Annotated in this window: 19 protein-coding genes; 8 read left to right on the top strand and 11 right to left on the bottom strand. The window is 48.0% G+C overall.

Annotated features, from left to right (window positions below; genetic code table 11):
* Positions 1-19 precede the first annotated feature (19 nt).
* The gene (locus SIC45_RS10630; protein ID WP_319632130.1) at positions 20-1819 is read right to left on the bottom strand and encodes an AMP-binding protein; all 1800 of its coding nucleotides are present in this window, start codon (positions 1817-1819) and stop codon (positions 20-22) included.
* 104 nt (positions 1820-1923) lie between these two features.
* On the opposite strand from SIC45_RS10630, the gene SIC45_RS10635 reads away from it, so the two are divergent.
* From SIC45_RS10635 to SIC45_RS10660, 6 genes are all read left to right on the top strand, one after another.
* The gene (locus SIC45_RS10635; RefSeq protein ID WP_319632131.1) at positions 1924-2547 is read left to right on the top strand and encodes an NAD(P)-dependent oxidoreductase; all 624 of its coding nucleotides are present in this window, start codon (positions 1924-1926) and stop codon (positions 2545-2547) included.
* A gap of 81 nt (positions 2548-2628) precedes the next feature.
* Positions 2629-3198 (top strand): LemA family protein, encoded by a 570-nt coding sequence (locus tag SIC45_RS10640; RefSeq protein WP_319632132.1) that lies wholly within the window; start codon positions 2629-2631, stop codon positions 3196-3198.
* 340 nt (positions 3199-3538) lie between these two features.
* Positions 3539-4771 (top strand): aminopeptidase, encoded by a 1233-nt coding sequence (locus tag SIC45_RS10645; RefSeq protein ID WP_319632133.1) that lies wholly within the window; start codon positions 3539-3541, stop codon positions 4769-4771.
* 31 nt (positions 4772-4802) lie between these two features.
* On the top strand, positions 4803-5621 hold the full coding sequence (gene pdxK / locus SIC45_RS10650; RefSeq protein ID WP_319632134.1) for a pyridoxine/pyridoxal/pyridoxamine kinase: 819 nt from the start codon (positions 4803-4805) through the stop codon (positions 5619-5621).
* Between the two features lie 43 nt (positions 5622-5664).
* The gene (locus SIC45_RS10655) at positions 5665-5892 is read left to right on the top strand and encodes a hypothetical protein (RefSeq protein WP_319632135.1); all 228 of its coding nucleotides are present in this window, start codon (positions 5665-5667) and stop codon (positions 5890-5892) included.
* Between the two features lie 21 nt (positions 5893-5913).
* On the top strand, positions 5914-6186 hold the full coding sequence (locus tag SIC45_RS10660; protein WP_298788145.1) for an acylphosphatase: 273 nt from the start codon (positions 5914-5916) through the stop codon (positions 6184-6186).
* A 50-nt stretch (positions 6187-6236) separates the two neighbouring features.
* Here SIC45_RS10660 and SIC45_RS10665 read toward each other — a convergent pair whose 3' ends face one another.
* From SIC45_RS10665 to SIC45_RS10685, 5 genes are all read right to left on the bottom strand, one after another.
* The gene (locus SIC45_RS10665; protein WP_319632136.1) at positions 6237-7061 is read right to left on the bottom strand and encodes an arylamine N-acetyltransferase; all 825 of its coding nucleotides are present in this window, start codon (positions 7059-7061) and stop codon (positions 6237-6239) included.
* A 72-nt stretch (positions 7062-7133) separates the two neighbouring features.
* Entirely contained in the window at positions 7134-8873 is a 1740-nt protein-coding gene (locus SIC45_RS10670) for a phospho-sugar mutase (protein ID WP_319632137.1), read from the bottom strand.
* A 164-nt stretch (positions 8874-9037) separates the two neighbouring features.
* Entirely contained in the window at positions 9038-10726 is a 1689-nt protein-coding gene (locus SIC45_RS10675; RefSeq protein WP_298788152.1) for a glycerol-3-phosphate dehydrogenase/oxidase, read from the bottom strand.
* 153 nt (positions 10727-10879) lie between these two features.
* Complete coding sequence (gene glpK / locus SIC45_RS10680) at positions 10880-12376, bottom strand: glycerol kinase GlpK (protein ID WP_319632138.1); 1497 nt, start codon at positions 12374-12376, stop codon at positions 10880-10882.
* Between the two features lie 26 nt (positions 12377-12402).
* The gene (locus SIC45_RS10685; protein ID WP_298788156.1) at positions 12403-12948 is read right to left on the bottom strand and encodes a glycerol-3-phosphate responsive antiterminator; all 546 of its coding nucleotides are present in this window, start codon (positions 12946-12948) and stop codon (positions 12403-12405) included.
* Between the two features lie 118 nt (positions 12949-13066).
* Here SIC45_RS10685 and msrA point away from each other — a divergent pair, with 118 nt between their 5' ends.
* Entirely contained in the window at positions 13067-13627 is a 561-nt protein-coding gene (msrA, locus tag SIC45_RS10690) for a peptide-methionine (S)-S-oxide reductase MsrA (RefSeq protein WP_319632139.1), read from the top strand.
* Between the two features lie 54 nt (positions 13628-13681).
* Here msrA and lepB read toward each other — a convergent pair whose 3' ends face one another.
* A complete protein-coding gene (gene lepB, locus SIC45_RS10695; RefSeq protein WP_319632140.1) occupies positions 13682-14236 on the bottom strand; it encodes a signal peptidase I in 555 nt (184 codons plus the stop codon).
* Positions 14237-14415: 179 nt separating this feature from the next.
* On the opposite strand from lepB, the gene SIC45_RS10700 reads away from it, so the two are divergent.
* A complete protein-coding gene (locus SIC45_RS10700; RefSeq protein WP_319632141.1) occupies positions 14416-16287 on the top strand; it encodes a transglycosylase domain-containing protein in 1872 nt (623 codons plus the stop codon).
* A gap of 12 nt (positions 16288-16299) precedes the next feature.
* On the opposite strand, the gene SIC45_RS10705 is transcribed toward SIC45_RS10700, so the two are convergent.
* From SIC45_RS10705 to SIC45_RS10720, 4 genes are read right to left on the bottom strand one after another with little or no spacing between them, the layout of a single operon-like run.
* A complete protein-coding gene (locus tag SIC45_RS10705; RefSeq protein ID WP_319632142.1) occupies positions 16300-16857 on the bottom strand; it encodes a DUF5366 family protein in 558 nt (185 codons plus the stop codon).
* 15 nt (positions 16858-16872) lie between these two features.
* Positions 16873-17178, bottom strand: coding sequence for an antibiotic biosynthesis monooxygenase (locus SIC45_RS10710; RefSeq protein ID WP_319632143.1), 306 nt, complete (start codon positions 17176-17178; stop codon positions 16873-16875).
* A gap of 16 nt (positions 17179-17194) precedes the next feature.
* Positions 17195-17668 (bottom strand): tRNA (uridine(34)/cytosine(34)/5-carboxymethylaminomethyluridine(34)-2'-O)-methyltransferase TrmL, encoded by a 474-nt coding sequence (gene trmL / locus SIC45_RS10715; RefSeq protein WP_298788168.1) that lies wholly within the window; start codon positions 17666-17668, stop codon positions 17195-17197.
* Positions 17669-17688: 20 nt separating this feature from the next.
* Entirely contained in the window at positions 17689-18216 is a 528-nt protein-coding gene (locus SIC45_RS10720; RefSeq protein WP_319632144.1) for a methylated-DNA--[protein]-cysteine S-methyltransferase, read from the bottom strand.
* Positions 18217-18229: the final 13 nt, after the last annotated feature.

Consider the following 18229-nt stretch of genomic DNA (forward strand, 5'->3'; position numbering starts at 1 on the left):
GTCGTCTATTAATTAAACGTTACTTCTCTTCGGTAAAAATAAACTCTTCACGTTCTATCGTGAATTTCCCGCGTTTAAACGCGTTTCGCCACATTCTTTTATTCACATTCCCGGGAGGTGTTGAAACTATTTGTACGCTTTTCAGAGGGAACTTTTGTGCTTCGAGCCATTTTTCCGAAAGGTCCTGCTTCCAGCCTATAGTTCCGCTCCATCCTTCAGCAGGTGCTATAATCGCCTCTGCACTCCCCCCGTTCCAGCGCAAAATGGCCGTTTCCACTGAGGCCATGCCCTCGAGCCATTGTTCAAGCGGCAGCAGAGAAACATTCTGCTGTTCCACTTTATTAATGTCAGAATGCTCCCCTGCATACGTATACCCTTCTCCGTCATCTATTAAAAATCCGTCGCCGGCCCATACGTCTTTCCACCAGGACCACGGCGAGCTGTCATACTGCGTCTTTCCATCAATCATTGTCTCCAGGCTGTTCGGCCATGGTTTTTTTATCACTACTCTGCCGGGAATATGACGCACTGCATACCCTTCACTATCCCATGTGTCCATTACCATCCCTGGAAGACGGCTGTTATATTTTTCAGGATGCACCCTGCGGTCCGGCAGATCGGCAGTAATCATTCCAGAAGCGTGAGCGCCCCCGAAGGCCTTTAAAAGTGGTATTCTTCCCCGGGTTAATACGTCTATTGTCCACTGCAGGTCCCCCCGCATCCAATCTGCTTCCCACGTCAGTACATATCGCAGCGAATGAAGGTGGTATTCCTTCCACTTACTTTGCGTCTGGGAGGAGGCCGTCTGTACCGAGGGAGAATCAACTCCGATATGTGTAATTCCGTATGCTTCAATCGTGCTGCCGGCATCAGCGCTCTGCCCGTCCCATGAAAACAGACAGTATTGGCCATTATTTGCAAGCGTACCGACCAGAGCAAACAGCTGCTCGAATCCCCACTCCCTGGCGAGCCACCATAAACGGTCCCCTGGCTGCACGTCCCACACTAAACCTATTTCGGTTCCTGACTTCATAAACAAACTGGTGTGGCTCAGCACATACCCATGGCCAGGATCTGCCGGACTGTTGCTAAAGACAATAAGTGCAGCATCAGCGCCCTCTGTTTTTGCAGGCGTCTCCTTTTTCTTTCCAGCCGGCATAGTTTCCCATTGTTTATGTCTTGAGGACGAGTCATTGTCTAACTGAATAATGTGCGAAGCTTCCATGTTATATCTTTCCTCCGCTTCAGCTGCAGAAGCTCCCGCACCCACAATGATCCATTCCGGCTGAAAATGTGCGTGAACTTCTTCGCCCGCTGCGGCTGTCCATCGGGGATTATACGGACAAACAACAGATCCGATATACATCAGTGCCATGTAAATCACCGCCGGCTGTTTACCGACTCCGGCCAGAACAGCCGTCCGCCCGCCCTTTTGTATACCTGCTTTTCTCAGTTTCCCTGCGGCTTCCTGCACTTCTGCAGCCAGCTTCTCATATGTCCATTCCCCGTCTTCGTCAATGAAAGCCGTCTGCCCCATCACTTCTTTTGATTTATTTATCAGCTGCTCCGCAGCGTTCATTTTTCCTTTATAAAACCAATCAGCCTTCCGCCTTCCGTGCGAAAGCTCTACAACGTCTTTATACCGTTTAAACCACCGGGTTTCGAGTCGTTTAGATGCCTGCTGCCAAAACCAGGAAACATCGATTGCGGCATGCTTTTTCAGCTCTTCTGTATCACTCAGCCCAAGTGCTTTAGTCCATTGATAAAGCGCATTAGTTCTCCATTGAACAATAGGGGGTTCCCACGTAGTCCACTGCATTTCTCATAGCCTCCCGACGTTTTTCCTTTTATAGAATGGGAATAGGGGTGTATATCTATTTTTACATAGCTTTTAGATATGTGAAACAAAAAGGAGTGCTTCAAATGAAAATAGCTTTATTTGGCGGAACCGGCCGCACCGGTTCCCAGCTTGCGTCCATGGCTCATGCTGCCGGGCACGAATTAAAAATGCTTGTCCGCTCACCGGAAAAAGCAGACAGTCTGCCCGCTTCTGCAGAGCAGATACACGGCGATGCCCTGGATCAGGCGAAAATGAGAAAAACAATGCAGGGGGCAGACGTCGTCGTCAGTGCCCTTGGCACTGACAAACAGAATGTGTTAAGCAGCTTCACACCGCTATTGTTAAAAGAAATGAACGATCTCAGCATCACCCGTTTAATTACCGTAGGCACTGCCGGGATTCTTCAGTCGCGGACAGAACCGCATCTTTACCGGTTTGAGTCGTCAGAATCCAAACGCCGGAGCACCATAGCCGCCGAGGACCATAAGGCAGCCTATGAATACATTAAGGAAACATCCTATTGCTGGACCATTGTCTGCCCGACATTTTTGCCGGACGGAGAAAATACCTCTTCCTGGCGCTATGAAACTGACTATCTTCCCGAAAACGGCACCCGGATTTCAACTGGAAATACCGCTGATTTTTTAATGCACGTATTGGAAAATCACTCTCAATTTTGCCAAAAAAGGATAGGTGTTTGTGAGTAAGGCTGTGTAATTGACGGTACAAACATGCTATACTAATTACCATTATCTAAGTAAAAACCCCGAAAGAAGGAGGGCGGCGATATGAGTATTTTCGGTATCATTCTCGGTATTGTTATTATTACTGCTATTATAAGCTGGATTATCGGCTACAATGCCTTAATTAAATATTTAAACTGGGTGGAAGAATCCTGGACCCAGGTGGAATTTCAACTGCACCGCCGGATGAACTTGATTCCTGATTTTGTTGAATCTGCCCAAAAAGCTTGGCGCCACAAACAGGATGAACTGGAAACGCTGGTACAGTACAGAAGCGAAGCGCTATCCCCGGAATCGAGCAGACAGGAGCAGCTGCATATTAACTCCCGCATTGAAGAGACTCTTCACGAGGTGTTTGACGCTTCCATGCCTGATGAGAAGCAGCTGCAGTCCGAGCTGAAATCGATGCGTGAGCAGTTTGACGATGCCCAGAATAAGATCATTCATTCTTCAAGCGTTTACAACAATACGATAGATAAATACAATACAAAGATATCATCGTTTCCAGTCAGGTTTGTAGCAGAGCTGCATCATTTTAAAACCCGAAGTCCTCTTCCGGGACAGAGCTCTGCTCCCGGAAGCAAGGCTGAAACAAAGGCGGAAACGTCTGTATAATTCAAATATGCATATAATTATATTTTTTTATTTGAGCCTGTTTCTTTTCCGCTCATCCCTGAAAACAGGTGAAAACAAGCTCTCATCGACATTAGGCCGTTATTCGTTCTGTGCTACCCTGAACAGGCAGGTTCTCCTTGGATGAATGCATCTTTACCTGTACGATACCTTTTGTACCCTGCCCGGTTATTCCGGCAGGGCTTTTTTATACCTTCGTCCTGTTTAAAAAAAGCAGTACATGGCAAAAGAATGATGAATCCTTACGTGTTATAATGATGAAAGACATTTGAGACCACTGTCTACGTTTATCCAGTACTGTATGAGAAAGGAAGCTTCAGACATGAAAACGTTCGAACAAAAACTTCACAACTATGCAAAACTTGCCGTGGATAAAGGTGTTAATATCCAACCCGGCCAGACTTTAGTAATTGCAGCTCCGATTGATGCTGCTCCTTTTGTCAGAAGACTGGCCGAGGCAGCATATGATGCCGGTGCAAAGCATGTCTACCCGGAATGGGCAGACGATGAACTGACAAAAATTAAATACGAGAAAGCGCCTGAGGAAGCTTTTCATGAATTTCCTTCCTGGCGTGCTGAAAGCAGAGAGCAGCTAGCCCATGAAGGGGCAGCTTTTATCACGGTCAAATCCACTGATCCCGACCTCCTTAAAGGAGTTGATCCCGATAAAATCGCCAATGCGAACAATGCAGCCGGTGCTGCTATGGAAGGATTCCGGGATTATATTCAGGCTGACCGCGTCAGCTGGCTTGTGATTTCCACCCCTTCTGCAGGATGGGCAAAAAAAGTTTTCCCGGATGAACCGGAAGACCGGGCCATCGATCTTCTTTGGGAACGGATCTTCAGCGCTGTGCGGGCGGATACAGATGACCCGGTACAGGCGTGGGATGAGCATAATCACATTCTGCGGGCCAAGGTCGATTGGCTGAATGCCAAAAAATACAAATCACTTCAGTACACCGCCCCCGGCACGGACCTTGAAATCGGCCTGCCTGACGGACACGTTTGGGCCGGCGGCGGAAGTACTAATACATCGGGTGTTTCATTTATCCCGAATATGCCGACAGAAGAAGTATTTACTGCTCCGCATAAGGATTTCGTTAACGGATACGTAACCAATACCAAACCGTTAAACTACGGCGGCAGTGTTATTGATCAATTTACGCTGCACTTCAAGGACGGGGCTGTCACGGACATGGAGGCAGGTGAAGGAGAAGAAACTCTCCGTCACCTGATCAATTCAGACGAAGGTGCTGCCCGACTTGGCGAAGTAGCCCTCGTACCGCACAGCTCCCCTATCTCGCAGTCCGGCATTTTGTTTTTCAATACGTTATTTGATGAAAATGCCTCCAATCATATTGCGCTTGGCAGTGCATATGCTTTTAACGTGGAAAATGGACCGGAAATGAACAAAGAGGAAAAGGAACAGGCTGGTTTAAACACGAGCATCATCCATGTTGATTTTATGATTGGAAATGAAAATATGAATATAGACGGCATTCTTCCCGACGGTACAAAAGAGCCAGTATTTCGGAATGGCGAATGGGCAGAATAGCTTTTCCATTATTTTTTGAAAGGAGATTATTATGAGTATACCTAAAACGCTAACGATAGCCGGCTCCGATACAAGCGGAGGCGCCGGCATCCAGGCAGATTTAAAAACATTTCAGGAGCTCGGCACGTACGGAATGGTTTCCCTGACTACCATTGTAGCCCAGGATCCTGATAACGACTGGTTTCACCGAGTCTATCCTATCGATACGGCCACGCTCGAAGCACAGCTGGATACGGTGTTAAAAGGAATTGGGGTGCAAGCCGCAAAAACAGGGATGCTTGGTTCAAAAGAAGTTATCGAAATGGTAGCGAAAAAAATAGATGAGCACCAGATAGAACAGCTGGTCGTGGACCCGGTGATGGTATGCAAAGGCGCCGATGAGCCGGTCAACCCGGAAATGGACGCTTATTTGAGGGACACGCTTGTGCCAAAGGCATTTATTGTAACTCCTAATTTATTTGAAGCGTCCCAGCTCGCCCAGGTCTCTCTGCCGCAGTCGCTTGAAGACATGAAAGCAGCTGCTGAAAAAATTTATCAGCTTGGCCCATCCTTTGTTATTGTCAAAGGCGGAGCAGATACCGGAGCCGAAAAATCAATTGACGTGCTTTATGACGGCAACAGCTTTGAATATATCGAATCCGAAAAAATTAATACGGATTATACTCACGGAGCCGGTTGTACGTTCTCTGCTGCTATTACTGCGGAGCTTGCAAACGGAAAGAGCGTACGGGAAGCAATTCATACAGCAAAACAGTTCATTCAGGCTTCTATCCAGGAGTCCTTCCGCCTGAACGAACATGTTGGTTCTGTAAATCACACTGCCTACCGCCACCGCGCTCCCCAGTCTTAAATATGTTTTCGGCTCCCAGACCGAAAATAAGCAGGTGACCAAATTGGAACTATTTCAATGCACGAAAAGTGTTTATAAACACGTCGAAATGGACGTCATCGAAATTTATCCTCCCCAGCTTCTTTTCCGTTACGGCTATATATACCCGGGCTTTTTTGATGACAGCGGAGTCTGGATGGCTACCGATGAAGAAGACGTAATGCATGTGATCAGTGAACACCCTTCACCAGAACAGGACCACTGGTTTCAGCAGCATTTTAAAAAAGTGTGAACTATGGAAAGGAGCATGCAAATGAAACGCTATCATGTAGAAGTCCACGGAAATGTCCAGGGCGTCGGCTTTCGGCAGTTCACTCAATCCGAAGCAGTGAAGCATAACATTCACGGCTGGGTCCGCAACAAATCAAACGGCGCTGTTGAAATTGAGGCCGAAGGAACGCCCCAGGATATGGACCGCTTTCTTATCGCCGTGCAGGAAGGCAGCCCTTTTTCTACCGTGGAGCGCCTCGAAACATCTGATCTTGATTCTGTCGACCATAATGAGTCCTTTGATGTTCGCTTCTAATTATAAACAAAAACTCTCCAGCTGAAATAATCAGCTGGAGAGTTTTTTGCTTAAAAGGCCCAGGACATACGTTTTTCGAGCTGTGAAGCTGCCTGGCGAACCGGCAGATAATGCAGGCGGAATTCCTCCTGGACCACGCGCTCAAGCGCTGGTAGATCATGTATATACTTTGTCATAGTAGCGCCATTTGCTTTTCGGGCGATAAGTTTATTATTTTTCAAAGACAGCAAAAGATATTTTTCCGGCACCCAAAGCTGCAGGCGCAGTTGGTTCATATACGGCGCATCCGGACCGTAGGACCTGCTGATCTTGTTTCTCAGTTCTGCTTCCCCTGCCTCTATGCCAGGGTCAAATGCCCAGGACTCATCCGCCTGCTTTCCGTCTTTCATACGTATATAACGGTACAGGCGTGCCTCCCTTTGATAGTGAAACAACAGCTGTTCGCCATCAAATTTTTTTGAGCGCTCCTTTCCCATGCGAAGAGGGATCGGTTCAAATAATGGGGCGGTCGTCCCTACGTCTACAAAATAAGGAGGAGAACCCGGCTGGTTTGTTTCCACCCGGACGGACACATGGTCTTCATTCAAATAAATGAGCCGGGTGGAGAACCCCAGGGCCTCGAGCAGCTGCTGAAAGTGGATATTCAGCGTATAGCATGTGCCTCCCATCTGGTAAACCTGGCGCCGGTATAAAAATGAACCGACTGACATTGGTGCCCGGGCTTCTATACTCTCCCCAGCTTCAATTATTTTACCTACGTTTTCAAAGGGAAACTGCTGCAGATGGGAACGAATCAATTTTGTCAAAAACCGAACATCCGGCTGTTCTATTTTCAGCTTCAAAATGTGTAAATAGTCCTCTACCCATGACTGCATGCAAAACGACCTCCTTTTAAAGCGCTGTAAGGCAAAAACAAATGGGGCCTTCTTTTTGCGCCGCAGGCTTTATTATTCCCCGAGACGTTCATGCACCATTGCCATAACATCCATTTTTAACTGAAGAAGCTTTTCCTCTGTCTGCTTGAACGTCTTTCCCTTAACACCGAAATAAAACTTCACTTTCGGTTCTGTACCTGAAGGACGAAGACAGAACCAGGATTCATCATCTGTAAAAAACTTCAGTACGTTCGAGGATGGAAGCTCAACAGGCTCTGTTTTTCCATTTTCAAGCAAATACGTACGTTCGCCCGTTTTGTAATCCTCCAGTTTTTGGATGGAAGCGTCACTTACCCCTTTAGGAGGCGTCGTACGGAATGTTTCGATCAGACGGTCAATTTGCTCCGCGCCTTCTTTTCCTTTTTTCGTTAAGGAATCCAGCCCTTCCATAAAATATCCATAACGGCTGTAAATATCCATCAGCCCTTCATACACAGTGCGTCCCTGCTCTTTGTGCCACAGGGCCATCTCCGCGATTAAAAGTGCCGCCTGCACCGCATCCTTATCGCGCACAAAGTCCCCGATCAAATACCCGTAGGACTCCTCATAACCAAACTGAAAGGCATATTCCCCTGTTTCATTATAGGTTTTAATTTTTTCACCAATGAATTTAAAACCTGTGAGCGTGTCCTCACATGCCTGGCCGTAATGTTCTGCTATAGCTCTTCCGAGTTCGGAAGTAACGATCGTTTTCATGACAATGCCATTTGCAGGAAGGGTTCCTGCCTCTTTTTTTTGCATGAGAAGATAATCAAGAAGCAGCGCCCCGGTCTGATTTCCAGTGAGCACTGCAAACTCGCCGCTGCTGTCTTTTGCCGCCAGGCCAATTCGATCCGCATCAGGGTCGGTGCCAATCAGTATGTCCGCGTCATTGTTTTCACCTACCTGAATGGCTTTTGCAAAGGCTTCCTTCTCTTCAGGATTCGGGCTCTGCACGGTGGAAAATTCCGGATCAGGTGTTAACTGCTCTTCCACTGTGGATACGTTTTGAAAGCCAGCTGCAGCGAGCGCACGCAATACCGGGTCCTTCGCTGTTCCGTGCAAAGGTGTAAACACTACATTCAAATCGCTTCCGTTTTCTTTGATCATCTCCGGCTGCAGCAGAATTGACTGCAGCGCTTTATCGTAGGCTGCATCAGTTTCTTCCCCAAGCATCACGAGAAGCCCTTCCTCCTGCATGGCTCCGCTGTCCTTCACCCGAATTTCCAGCTCATTTTCGACCGATTCCACATAGGTGATCAACTCATCCGCGGGCCCAGGCGGGAATTGCCCCCCGTCTTCACCGTAAACTTTAAACCCGTTATATTCCGGCGGGTTATGACTTGCTGTAATTACTACTCCGGCAAATGCATAGGTTCTCCGCACCGCAAACGACAGCTCGGGAGTCGGGCGCAGATCTTCAAACAAGTACACCTGGATGCCGTGTGCCCCGAGCGTCTGTGCTGTTTCAAGCGCAAATTTTTCCGAATAGTGGCGCGGGTCAAATGCGACAGCCACTCCCCGGACTTTTGCCTCAGCGCCGGCATTTTCTATATACCGGGCAAGGCCCTCAGCTGCGCGGCGGATCGTGTATGTATTCATTCTATTTGTCCCAGGGCCGATTTCTCCGCGCATCCCTCCGGTACCAAAAGCCAGATACTGATAAAAGTAATCCTCTGCCTCTGTTTCATCCAGTTCATGAAGCTTTTCTTTCCATGCTTCTTCTATGAACGCATGGTTTTTCCATCGATTCCAGTGGTCCGTCCAACTCATATGTATGATCACTCCTGAAGCGTTTATTGTATTTCTCGGTAGATCTATCTGTTACCAGTATATAAGAAAGCACGCGTTTCCACCATGGTTTTCCGGCATTCGTTCTCTTCTTTCCAAAAAAACGCCCGCTCCGGTTAAAGAGCAGGCGTTTTGATGCAAGTTCATTAATTCGCTTGTTTTTCCCTGGCTTTTTGGTCCTCAACGTCTTCATAAGGCTTCGTCGCATAGGCAATTTCGGACTCAAGCTCTTTCGTGTAGGCTTTGGTTTCTTCCTCGGACCAGTTCAACGATTTTTTCATAAACGCCGTTACTGGCTCTTTCCAGCGCTTCAGCTCCGGCATATCAAAGAACAGGAAGGCCGTTCTTCTATTTAGGAAGTCAAGCGGCGTAACTGCCATTTCATATTCGAGTGCGTACAACAGCCGTGCAGCAAGCTTTAGCGGCATACCGCTGTTTTTCGCTTCTTCAAGATTTTCTTCAAGCAGCTCGAGCATTTTCAGTCCGTTCGCTCCGTAGAAGCGGAACAGGTCCTCTGTCTCGTCTCTGGTCATCCCGAGTGCTTCACCGCGGTATGCTTCTTTAACGGCAAATGTTTCATAGCCGGAGGAGCCTCCCACTTCACCGCCGGAAAGCCGGATATCCTGTGTTGGGCACGGTGCGTGGATATTCATCTTATCAACCACTACATCGACAATCCGCTCTGCCATCTTGCGGTAGCCGGTCAGTTTACCGCCTGCAATGGAGATCAGTCCTGAATCGGAAATGAAAATTTCATCCTTCCGGGAAATTTCAGAGGCTGATTTTCCTTCCTCCTGAATAAGCGGACGGATGCCGGACCAGCTGGATTCCACATCTTCTGCTTTCAGCTTCAGGGTTGGGAATTCATAATTCGTCACTTCTAAAATATAGTCGCGGTCTTCACGGGAGACACGAGGCTCCTGAAGGTTCGAACCGTAGTCAGTATCTGTTGTGCCCACATACGCCTTATTGCCGCGCGGGATGGCAAAGATCATGCGGCCATCCGGAGCATCAAAGTACGTAGCCTGACGGAGCGGGAACCGGCTCAGATCAAACACGAGATGAATTCCTTTCGTGTGATGCAGATGTTTACCTGTGTTGGAGCCGTCTACTTTTCTCAGCGTATCCACCCACGGACCGGCAGCGTTCACCACATGGTCCGCATAGATGCGATGGGTCTCATTGTTGATCAGATCTTTTACTTCCACACCAATCAGCTTGCCGTTATCATACAAAAGATCAGTGGCTTTGGCGTAGTTAACGGCGTTCGCGCCGAGTTCCACGGATTTTTTCATTGCTTCGAGCGTCAGTCTTGCATCATCGGTACGATATTCAACATACACTCCGCCCCCGAGAAGGTTATCTTCGCGAAGCAGCGGTTCCTTTTCAATCGTACTTTTTTTATTCAGCATATAACGGCGTTCGTGCTTATTTACCTGGGCCAGGCGGTCATATACCTGCAGACCGAACGAGGTGGTGGTTTTTCCAAGGTTTCCGCCTTTTACGATTGGAAGAAGCATCCACTCCGGCTCGGTTACGTGTGGCGCATTTTCATACACGATGGCCCGCTCTCTGCCTACTTCGGCTACAAGTTTAATTTCAAACTGTTCGAGATAACGAAGTCCCCCGTGTACAAGCTTAGTGGAACGGCTGGAAGTACCTGCTGCAAAGTCCTGCATTTCAATGCAGGCCGTGTTGAGGCCACGGGCTGTGGCGTCCAGTGTAATGCCCGCTCCGGTAATGCCGCCTCCGATAACGAGCACGTCGAGGTGGGTCTCTGTCATATTTCTCAAACGCTCTTTGCGTGATAGTGCTGAAAAATGCTGATCTGCCATTCAATTCATCCCCTTTTTAAATATCAGAGAGTAAAAAAGACCGCAGATCTCCTCTTCTGGCGTGAAGGGTATCTGCGGTCTCTCTGCATCTCCGACCATTTATTAACTTAACCTAATTGTAATCGCTCTTTCATTCAAATGCAACCGATATGTTTACTTAAACGCACGTGCTGCATCAACCGCTTTTTTCCACCCTGAGTAATGCTCTTCCCGTTTTTCATCCTCCATATGCACATCAAACGATTTTTCGAGCTCCCACTTCTCCATAAGCTCCTCTTTGTTTTTCCAAAAGCCTGTGGCAAGGCCTGCAAGATAAGCAGCTCCAAGTGCCGTCGTTTCCAGTACGTAGGGGCGCTCCACGCGGACCTCAGCCATATCACACTGAAACTGCATGAGGAAGTTGTTTGGCACAACGCCGCCATCGACACGTAATGTTTTTACTTCCATACCCGCGTCCTCCCTCATTACATCAAGGACGTCCTTTGTCTGGTACGCAAGCGCTTCGAGGGTCGCCCGGATAAAATGTTCTTTTTCAGTGCCTCGGGTAAGGCCAAATACCGCTCCCCGCACTTCGCTGTCCCAATAGGGTGCCCCGAGCCCGGTAAAGGCAGGCACAACATAAACACCCTCGCTGTCGTTTACACGCAGCGCATAGGTTTCAGAAGCAGCGGACGAGTCAATCAGGCGCATGCCGTCCTTTAGCCACTGCACAGCTGATCCTGCCACAAAAATACTTCCTTCAAGCGCATATTTCACTTTTCCGTCGAGCCCCCACGCGATAGTTGTAAGCAGCCCGTTGTCAGAATGTATCGGAGTCTCTCCTGTCTGCATCAGCATAAAGCAGCCGGTTCCGTACGTATTTTTTACCATACCCTCATCAAAGCATGTCTGTCCAAACAACGCTGCATGCTGATCACCGGCAGCCGAAGCGATTGGTATTTCTTCCCCGAAGAAGTGGTAATCCACGGTATATCCGTATATTTCCGACGACGACTTCACGTCAGGAAGCATCACTTCGGGGACATCCAGCATTTGCAGAAGCTCCTGGTCCCAGGTTAGATCGTAAATGTTAAACATCATCGTGCGTGAAGCGTTGGAATAATCCGTTACGTGGGCTTTTCCGCCGGTTAATCTCCAGATCAGCCACGTATCGATCGTACCAAACAACAGATCTCCCTGTTCCGCTCTTTCCTTTGTCCCCTCAATATTATCGAGAATCCATTTTACTTTCGTCCCCGAAAAGTAAGGGTCAAGCAGCAGTCCTGTTTTGCTTCTTACCATCTCTTCATATCCCTGCTGCTTTAATTCTTCACAGATAGAGGCGGTCTGCCGGGACTGCCATACCAAGGCGTGGTAGACCGGTTTTCCCGTATGCTTATCCCATACCACTGTGGTTTCACGTTGATTTGTAATGCCGAGCCCGCTGATCTGCTTTGGGGAAACTTCATTGTTCTCCAGCACTCCGGCAATGCAGCCAAGCACCCCGGACCAGATTTCATTGGCATTGTGTTCCACCCAGCCGGCGCGGGGAAAATACTGCTCCAGCTCACGCTGTTCACTGCCTACAATCCGGCCTTCCTGATCAAACAATATAGCTCTTGAGCTGGTCGTTCCCTGGTCTATTGAGAGAATGTATTTCTTTTCAGTCATCGTTGTATCCTCCACTTATCTTTTCTCTATTTTGGCCATAATGATTTTTCCGTCGTCGATATAGCCGATGCCCCTGCACTCCAGGCAGCAGAAACCTCTTCCTGCGAGCGAATCAGACCACCTGCAATAACAGGCACATTTTTATTTTCTGCTACTTCCTTAATCATAGATGGCACAATACCCGGCAGAAGCTCCACCATGTCCGGTTTTATGTCTTCAAGCAGCTTATAGCTTGTTTCAAGCGCGAGTGAATCCAGTAAAAACAAGCGCTGTACTGTGATAAGGTTGTTTTTTTTAGCTGTTGTCAGAATCTGCCGGCGGGTGCTGATTAATCCGTCCGGACGGATATTCTGGCATAAATACTGGGCCGCGGAATCATCATGGGCGAGCCCCTGGACCAGATCTGCATGCAAAAGCACTTTTTTATCTGCCCGTTTGCTTAACTGCATCAGGCTTTTAAGCTTCGCCAGATGCACGTTTAAAATAACCACGTACGGCCCGGAGGTTTTGAGCGCTTTTTCAAACTCCCTCTCATTGCGGGCTGCTGGCAGAATTTTTTGGCCGGTAAGCATATCCTTCCCCCTTTATCTCTCTTTCTTGTTCATGCCTTTTGAATTACGACTGCTGTTGGCTGTGCTATACTTTACACAAATACAAAAAATACTATACAGGTGATGGACGGTGTTCGCAATGACCCAGCAAAATGAGAGAAAAAATAAAGAATTGGCAACCTTTGCCGGTGGATGCTTTTGGTGCATGGTACAGCCGTTTGACGAGCTCCCCGGCATTATATCCATTACGTCGGGCTACACCGGCGGAAGCATAGCTCATCCTTCATACGAGCAGGTAAAAGCCGGCACCACAGGTCATAGAGAAGCAGTACAGATTGAGTTTGATCCTGCGCTGTTTTCCTACCAGCAGCTGCTCGACCTATACTGGCCTCAAATTGATCCTACCGATCCAGACGGCCAGTTTCACGACCGCGGCCCGCAATATCAGACGGCTATTTTTCACCATAATGAAGAGCAGCGACGGCTGGCAGAAGCATCGAGGCAGCGGGTAGAAGAAAGCGGCCGGTTCCGTGATCCCGTAGTGACAGAGATCAGACCGGCGGAGCCTTTTTATCCGGCGGAAGAATCCCATCAGAACTTTTATAAAAAAGAACGTGAAGCCTATAAAAAAGACCGGGCCCTCTCCGGCCGGGATGAATTTATTGAAGCTCACTGGGATAGTTCTCCCGGAAATCAATAAAAATTGTAAGCCATTAAAAAGAGCTTCAGCAGGCAGCACCTGCTGAAGCTCTTGTCATGGACTGAAGGTGAAATCATCGAGCGGCCAGTACCTGATACTCGCTTCCCCGACAATCTGCTCCTCATCCACAAAACCGACTGCGTCGGCTCTGCTGTCTTCACTGCGGGGGCGGTTGTCGCCCATTACAAAATAGCTGTCTTCCGGCACAGTTGTTTCTCCGGTCACTCCCTGGAGCGTGAAATCCTGGGTGAACTCTCCGTTCGTCTGATTTTGATATTCTTCTAAGTACGGCTCCTCCTGAGCTTCTCCGTTGATGTATAACGTATCGTCCCTATACTCCACCGTATCCCCCGGAAGACCGATAACCCGTTTAATATAGTCACTGTTTTCATTTGCATGAAAAACAATGATATCTGAGCGTTCGGGCTCGGAGAAAGCATAGCCGATCTTGTTAATAATCATCCGCTGTCCGTCTTCCACTGTCGGAAGCATGGAAGGGCCGCTGACAACATAGTTGGCAAACAAGAAGCCGCGCACAATGACGACGATTAAAACGACGACGACGATTACTTTAATCCAATCCCATATTTCTTTTGACCAATTCGTCATTACCGACTTCCTCCGTTTCTATCTGCCTTTTTACTTTAGCACGGTTTCTGCAGGCGGGCAAACCGAAAATCCGCGCAGGCTAGAGGCATTATATCATATTTATACGGGTACTTTCTTTTTAAACCTTAAAGCTCTCTTTGTCGATATAATAAATATCCTTAAGCGAAGGAATTGCACACATGAGAAAACTTTTAGGACTTCTATGGATACTATTATTTATAACCGGCGGGGCCGTCGTTTACTGCCTGTTTGCAAAGGAAATGACCAGCACGCAGGCTCTCTCTTCCTTCCTCGAGGAGCAGATTGACGTCTCCGGCGTGCCAATTGCCCAGAACAGCTACGTGACCGACCGGCAGGGCAGTCAAATTGCTGAATTTCAGCCGGAGGAAAACCGGCGGTACGTCTCCCTCTCCCATTTTCCCGAACATGCGAGAGCTGCTTTTATTGCAACAGAGGACCAAAATTATTACGAGCATCAGGGCATCGACCCTTTAGGCGTTGTCCGGGCTTTTATAAGCAATGCCAGCAGTGGCAGCATTGAAGAAGGCGCAAGTACGATCACGCAGCAGGCGACACGAAATATGTATTTTTCCCACCAGCAGACGTATGAACGAAAGGTTGCCGAGGTTCTGTTTGCCTATCAGCTTGAACAAACCTATACAAAAAATGAAATTCTGGAAATGTACATGAATACTATTTATTTCGGCGAAGGCATTTACGGATTTGAAACGGCGAGCCGTTCTTATTTCGGCAAACCAAGCAGTGATCTCTCACTTGCACAGGCAGCTTTCCTGGCTGCCATTCCGGCTAATCCGTCCTACTACCACCCCGTTGATCATCCGGACAGGACCAGGGAGCGGCAGCAGTGGATCCTGGAAAAAATGAAAGAGACCGAAGCTATAACTGCTGAGGAAAAATTACAGGCTGCCCAAGAAACGGTCTCTGTAGATTTACAAAAAAGCAAAGCCAACCCTTATCCTGATTATACCGATTACGTGAAGCATGAATTCAGACAGCTTGTTGCTCAAAACGAAGGCTGGACTGAACGGATAAATCAGGCGGCGGAGAGCGAGAAAGAAGCTCTTTCCGAAGAGCTTGATACACGTACAGAGCAGCTCCTTCAGTCCGGCATTACGATCCATACCGCCATGGATTCTGATCTGCAGACCATGCTCACAGAAGAATCCCGCTCCTACTGGCAGCAGCGGAATATTGAAGGGGCCGCTGTCATAGCTGATCACAAGGCCGGTGCTATTACGGCAATAAGCGGCGGGGCAGATTACCAGGAATATGAATTCAACCGGGCCTTTCAGGCATACCGGCAGCCCGGTTCGGTATGGAAGCCACTGCTCGTCTACGGACCGTACCTTGAAGAAAAACAGCGCTCTATCAACGACCTGGTCTCCACAGAAAAGTACTGCGCAGCCTCCTATTGTCCCGCAAATGAGAGCGGTACGACAAAGGACAGGGTAACGATTGAACATGCTCTTGCCTTTTCCTACAATACTTCTGCTCTGCGTCTCATGCATCAAAATGGACTGGACGCTTCCTTTCAGTACCTTGAAAAATTTGAGTGGTCAAAATTAACCCCGGGAGACAGGCAATACGCCGCCGCCCTCGGCGGCATTGAGTACGGGGTCTCCCCGGTGGAGTTAACGAGTGCTTATACCGTATTCTCCAGCGGCGGCACGTATGAACCGCCGCGTGCTATTACTTCTGTTACTGATGCAGATGGAGAGATTCTGTTTGAATGGGAAACGAAGGAAACAGTCGTATGGTCTAAAGAAACAAATGACCAGATGCGTGAAGCCCTTCGCACCACCGTCCTTTCAGGAACGGCTTCAACTCTAAAAGAGGTGGGAGACGTCAGCGGTAAAACCGGTACATCCAACAATACCAAAGACAGTTGGTTTGCCGGCTATGACAGCAGATACACCATGGGAGTCTGGCATGGGTACGACGAGCCCCGTCCTTTAAATCCCGAAGACAGCGCCATTTCTTTCTGGAAGACGATGTACCCATTACTATACGAAAAAAGCGGACAGCCTTAACCGTCCGCTTTTTTATACTGGCAAACTATGCAGAAAACTATTGTACAGCCGCAGGCCGGCGTAGCCCGTGCCAAAGATAAACAGCCCCCAGAAGGATAGATGCAGAAGTAAAAAACCAGCCACTCCGGTAAAACGAAGGGAAGGAGCCAGGCGAATAATCAAATAGACAAACGACGCAAGCGTCGCTCCTATGAAAAGCCCACCGAGTACATAAAGATGGGAAGTAAGGAACAGTGATACGCCCCCTGCCGTTAAATAGATCCATGCGCAGCCCTGAAGATAGGAGCGGATATCCCCTTTCTCTTCACTCAGAAAAAATAACAGGGAGAGCCCCATCATCGTATCTGAAATTAATTTTAATGCAGCAATAATCATAAAAAACACAAGCATAAGTACAAAAAGCATGGTTAATTTAATTCCATTGTCTGAAAAAAATTCGAGCATTCCCTGATAAATGCCGGCAGATTCTAAAAAAGCGGCGATATACTGCTGCGACCACATGCCAAAGGATAAACAAAAAAACAAAATGGCAAGAATCGGAAAATGACTGGTTAAATACGCATTTTTCACCACGAGCCTCCAGAGTTAACTGGCATGGACTACACGAAATTGGCGAATCTGGTTACCGGTCGCAGCACTCTCTCTTTTTTCCTGGCCTCCTGCCCGGTGAGAAGATTTAAATGAGTCACTTTCGAGCCAGTTTTCGAAGTCTTCCCTGGTTTCCCATTTTGTAAAAACAAGCTGTTTTCCATCTTCGGTCGCTTCATCTAAAAACAAAAACTCCAGACATCCCGGCACCTGGTTCATCTTTTCAGCGCTGGCACCAAAGCGTTCCTGGATTTGTTCTTTTGCTTCTGCGGGTACCTCGAGTTCATTTATAACAACGTACATCCTGATCCCTCTTTCATTATTGTAATTGTGGAAATGCCTGCTGGCGAAGCGCCTCATATACTAAAATAGCTGCCGTATTAGAAAGATTCAAGGAACGGACTTTATCATTCTGGGGTATCCGGATGCACTTTTCCCGGTACTGCTCTGTCACATATTCCGGCAGACCGGTTGTTTCACGTCCAAACACAAAAAAATAATCTTTTGCAGGATCTGAATAGTCATGAACGGTATATGACGACGATCCTACTGTCTCTACAAAGAAGAACTCCGCTTCCGGATACGTATCCATCCATTCTTCAAGTGAATCATAATAGTGAATCTGCACATTCGGCCAGTAATCACAGCCGGCGCGCTTGAGCATCCGGTCTTCCGTGGAAAATCCAAGGGGTCGTATCAGGTGCAGGTGGGTGTCCGTCCCCGCACACGTTCTTGCAATATTTCCGGTGTTCGCCGGTATTTCTGGTTGAAATAACACTACATGTAAAGCCAAGTCGCTCTCTCCTTCTTTTTCTACCACGAAACTGCCTGCGCTTTTTCTAATGCAAGCAATCCTTCTTTTAAATGTACTCCTCCGCCAAATCCTACCATTTTCCCGTTTTTACCAATGACCCGGTGGCATGGAACGATAATGGAAACCGGATTTTTATTATTGGCCATTCCCACTGCCCGGAAAGCCTTCGGCGAATCGGCCTCCTCAGCAATTTCTGCATATGATTTCGTCGTTCCATAAGGAATACTCTGAAGTGCCTGCCACACTCTCTTTTGAAAAGGCGTTCCCCTCATATCGAGCGGCACGGTAAACGTAGTGCGCTCGTTCGCCGCATATTCTTCAAGCTCCCGGAAAACTTCATTATGCATCGGATGCAATTCTTCCCGCAGTTCGCATGAACTTCCAATGTGTTTTTTCAGCCATAAGTTTATCCGGTCTTCGTTTTCTTCCACCGAACCGAAGTGCAGCATGCAGACTCGAGCTTTATACAATACTACAGTCACTTCACCAATACCGTTAATTGCTTGTGATGCGGCAAAAACTTCCATGAAGATCCTCCTT

Source organism: Marinococcus sp. PL1-022, assembly GCF_033845285.1.
Taxonomy (GTDB): domain Bacteria; phylum Bacillota; class Bacilli; order Bacillales; family Marinococcaceae; genus Marinococcus.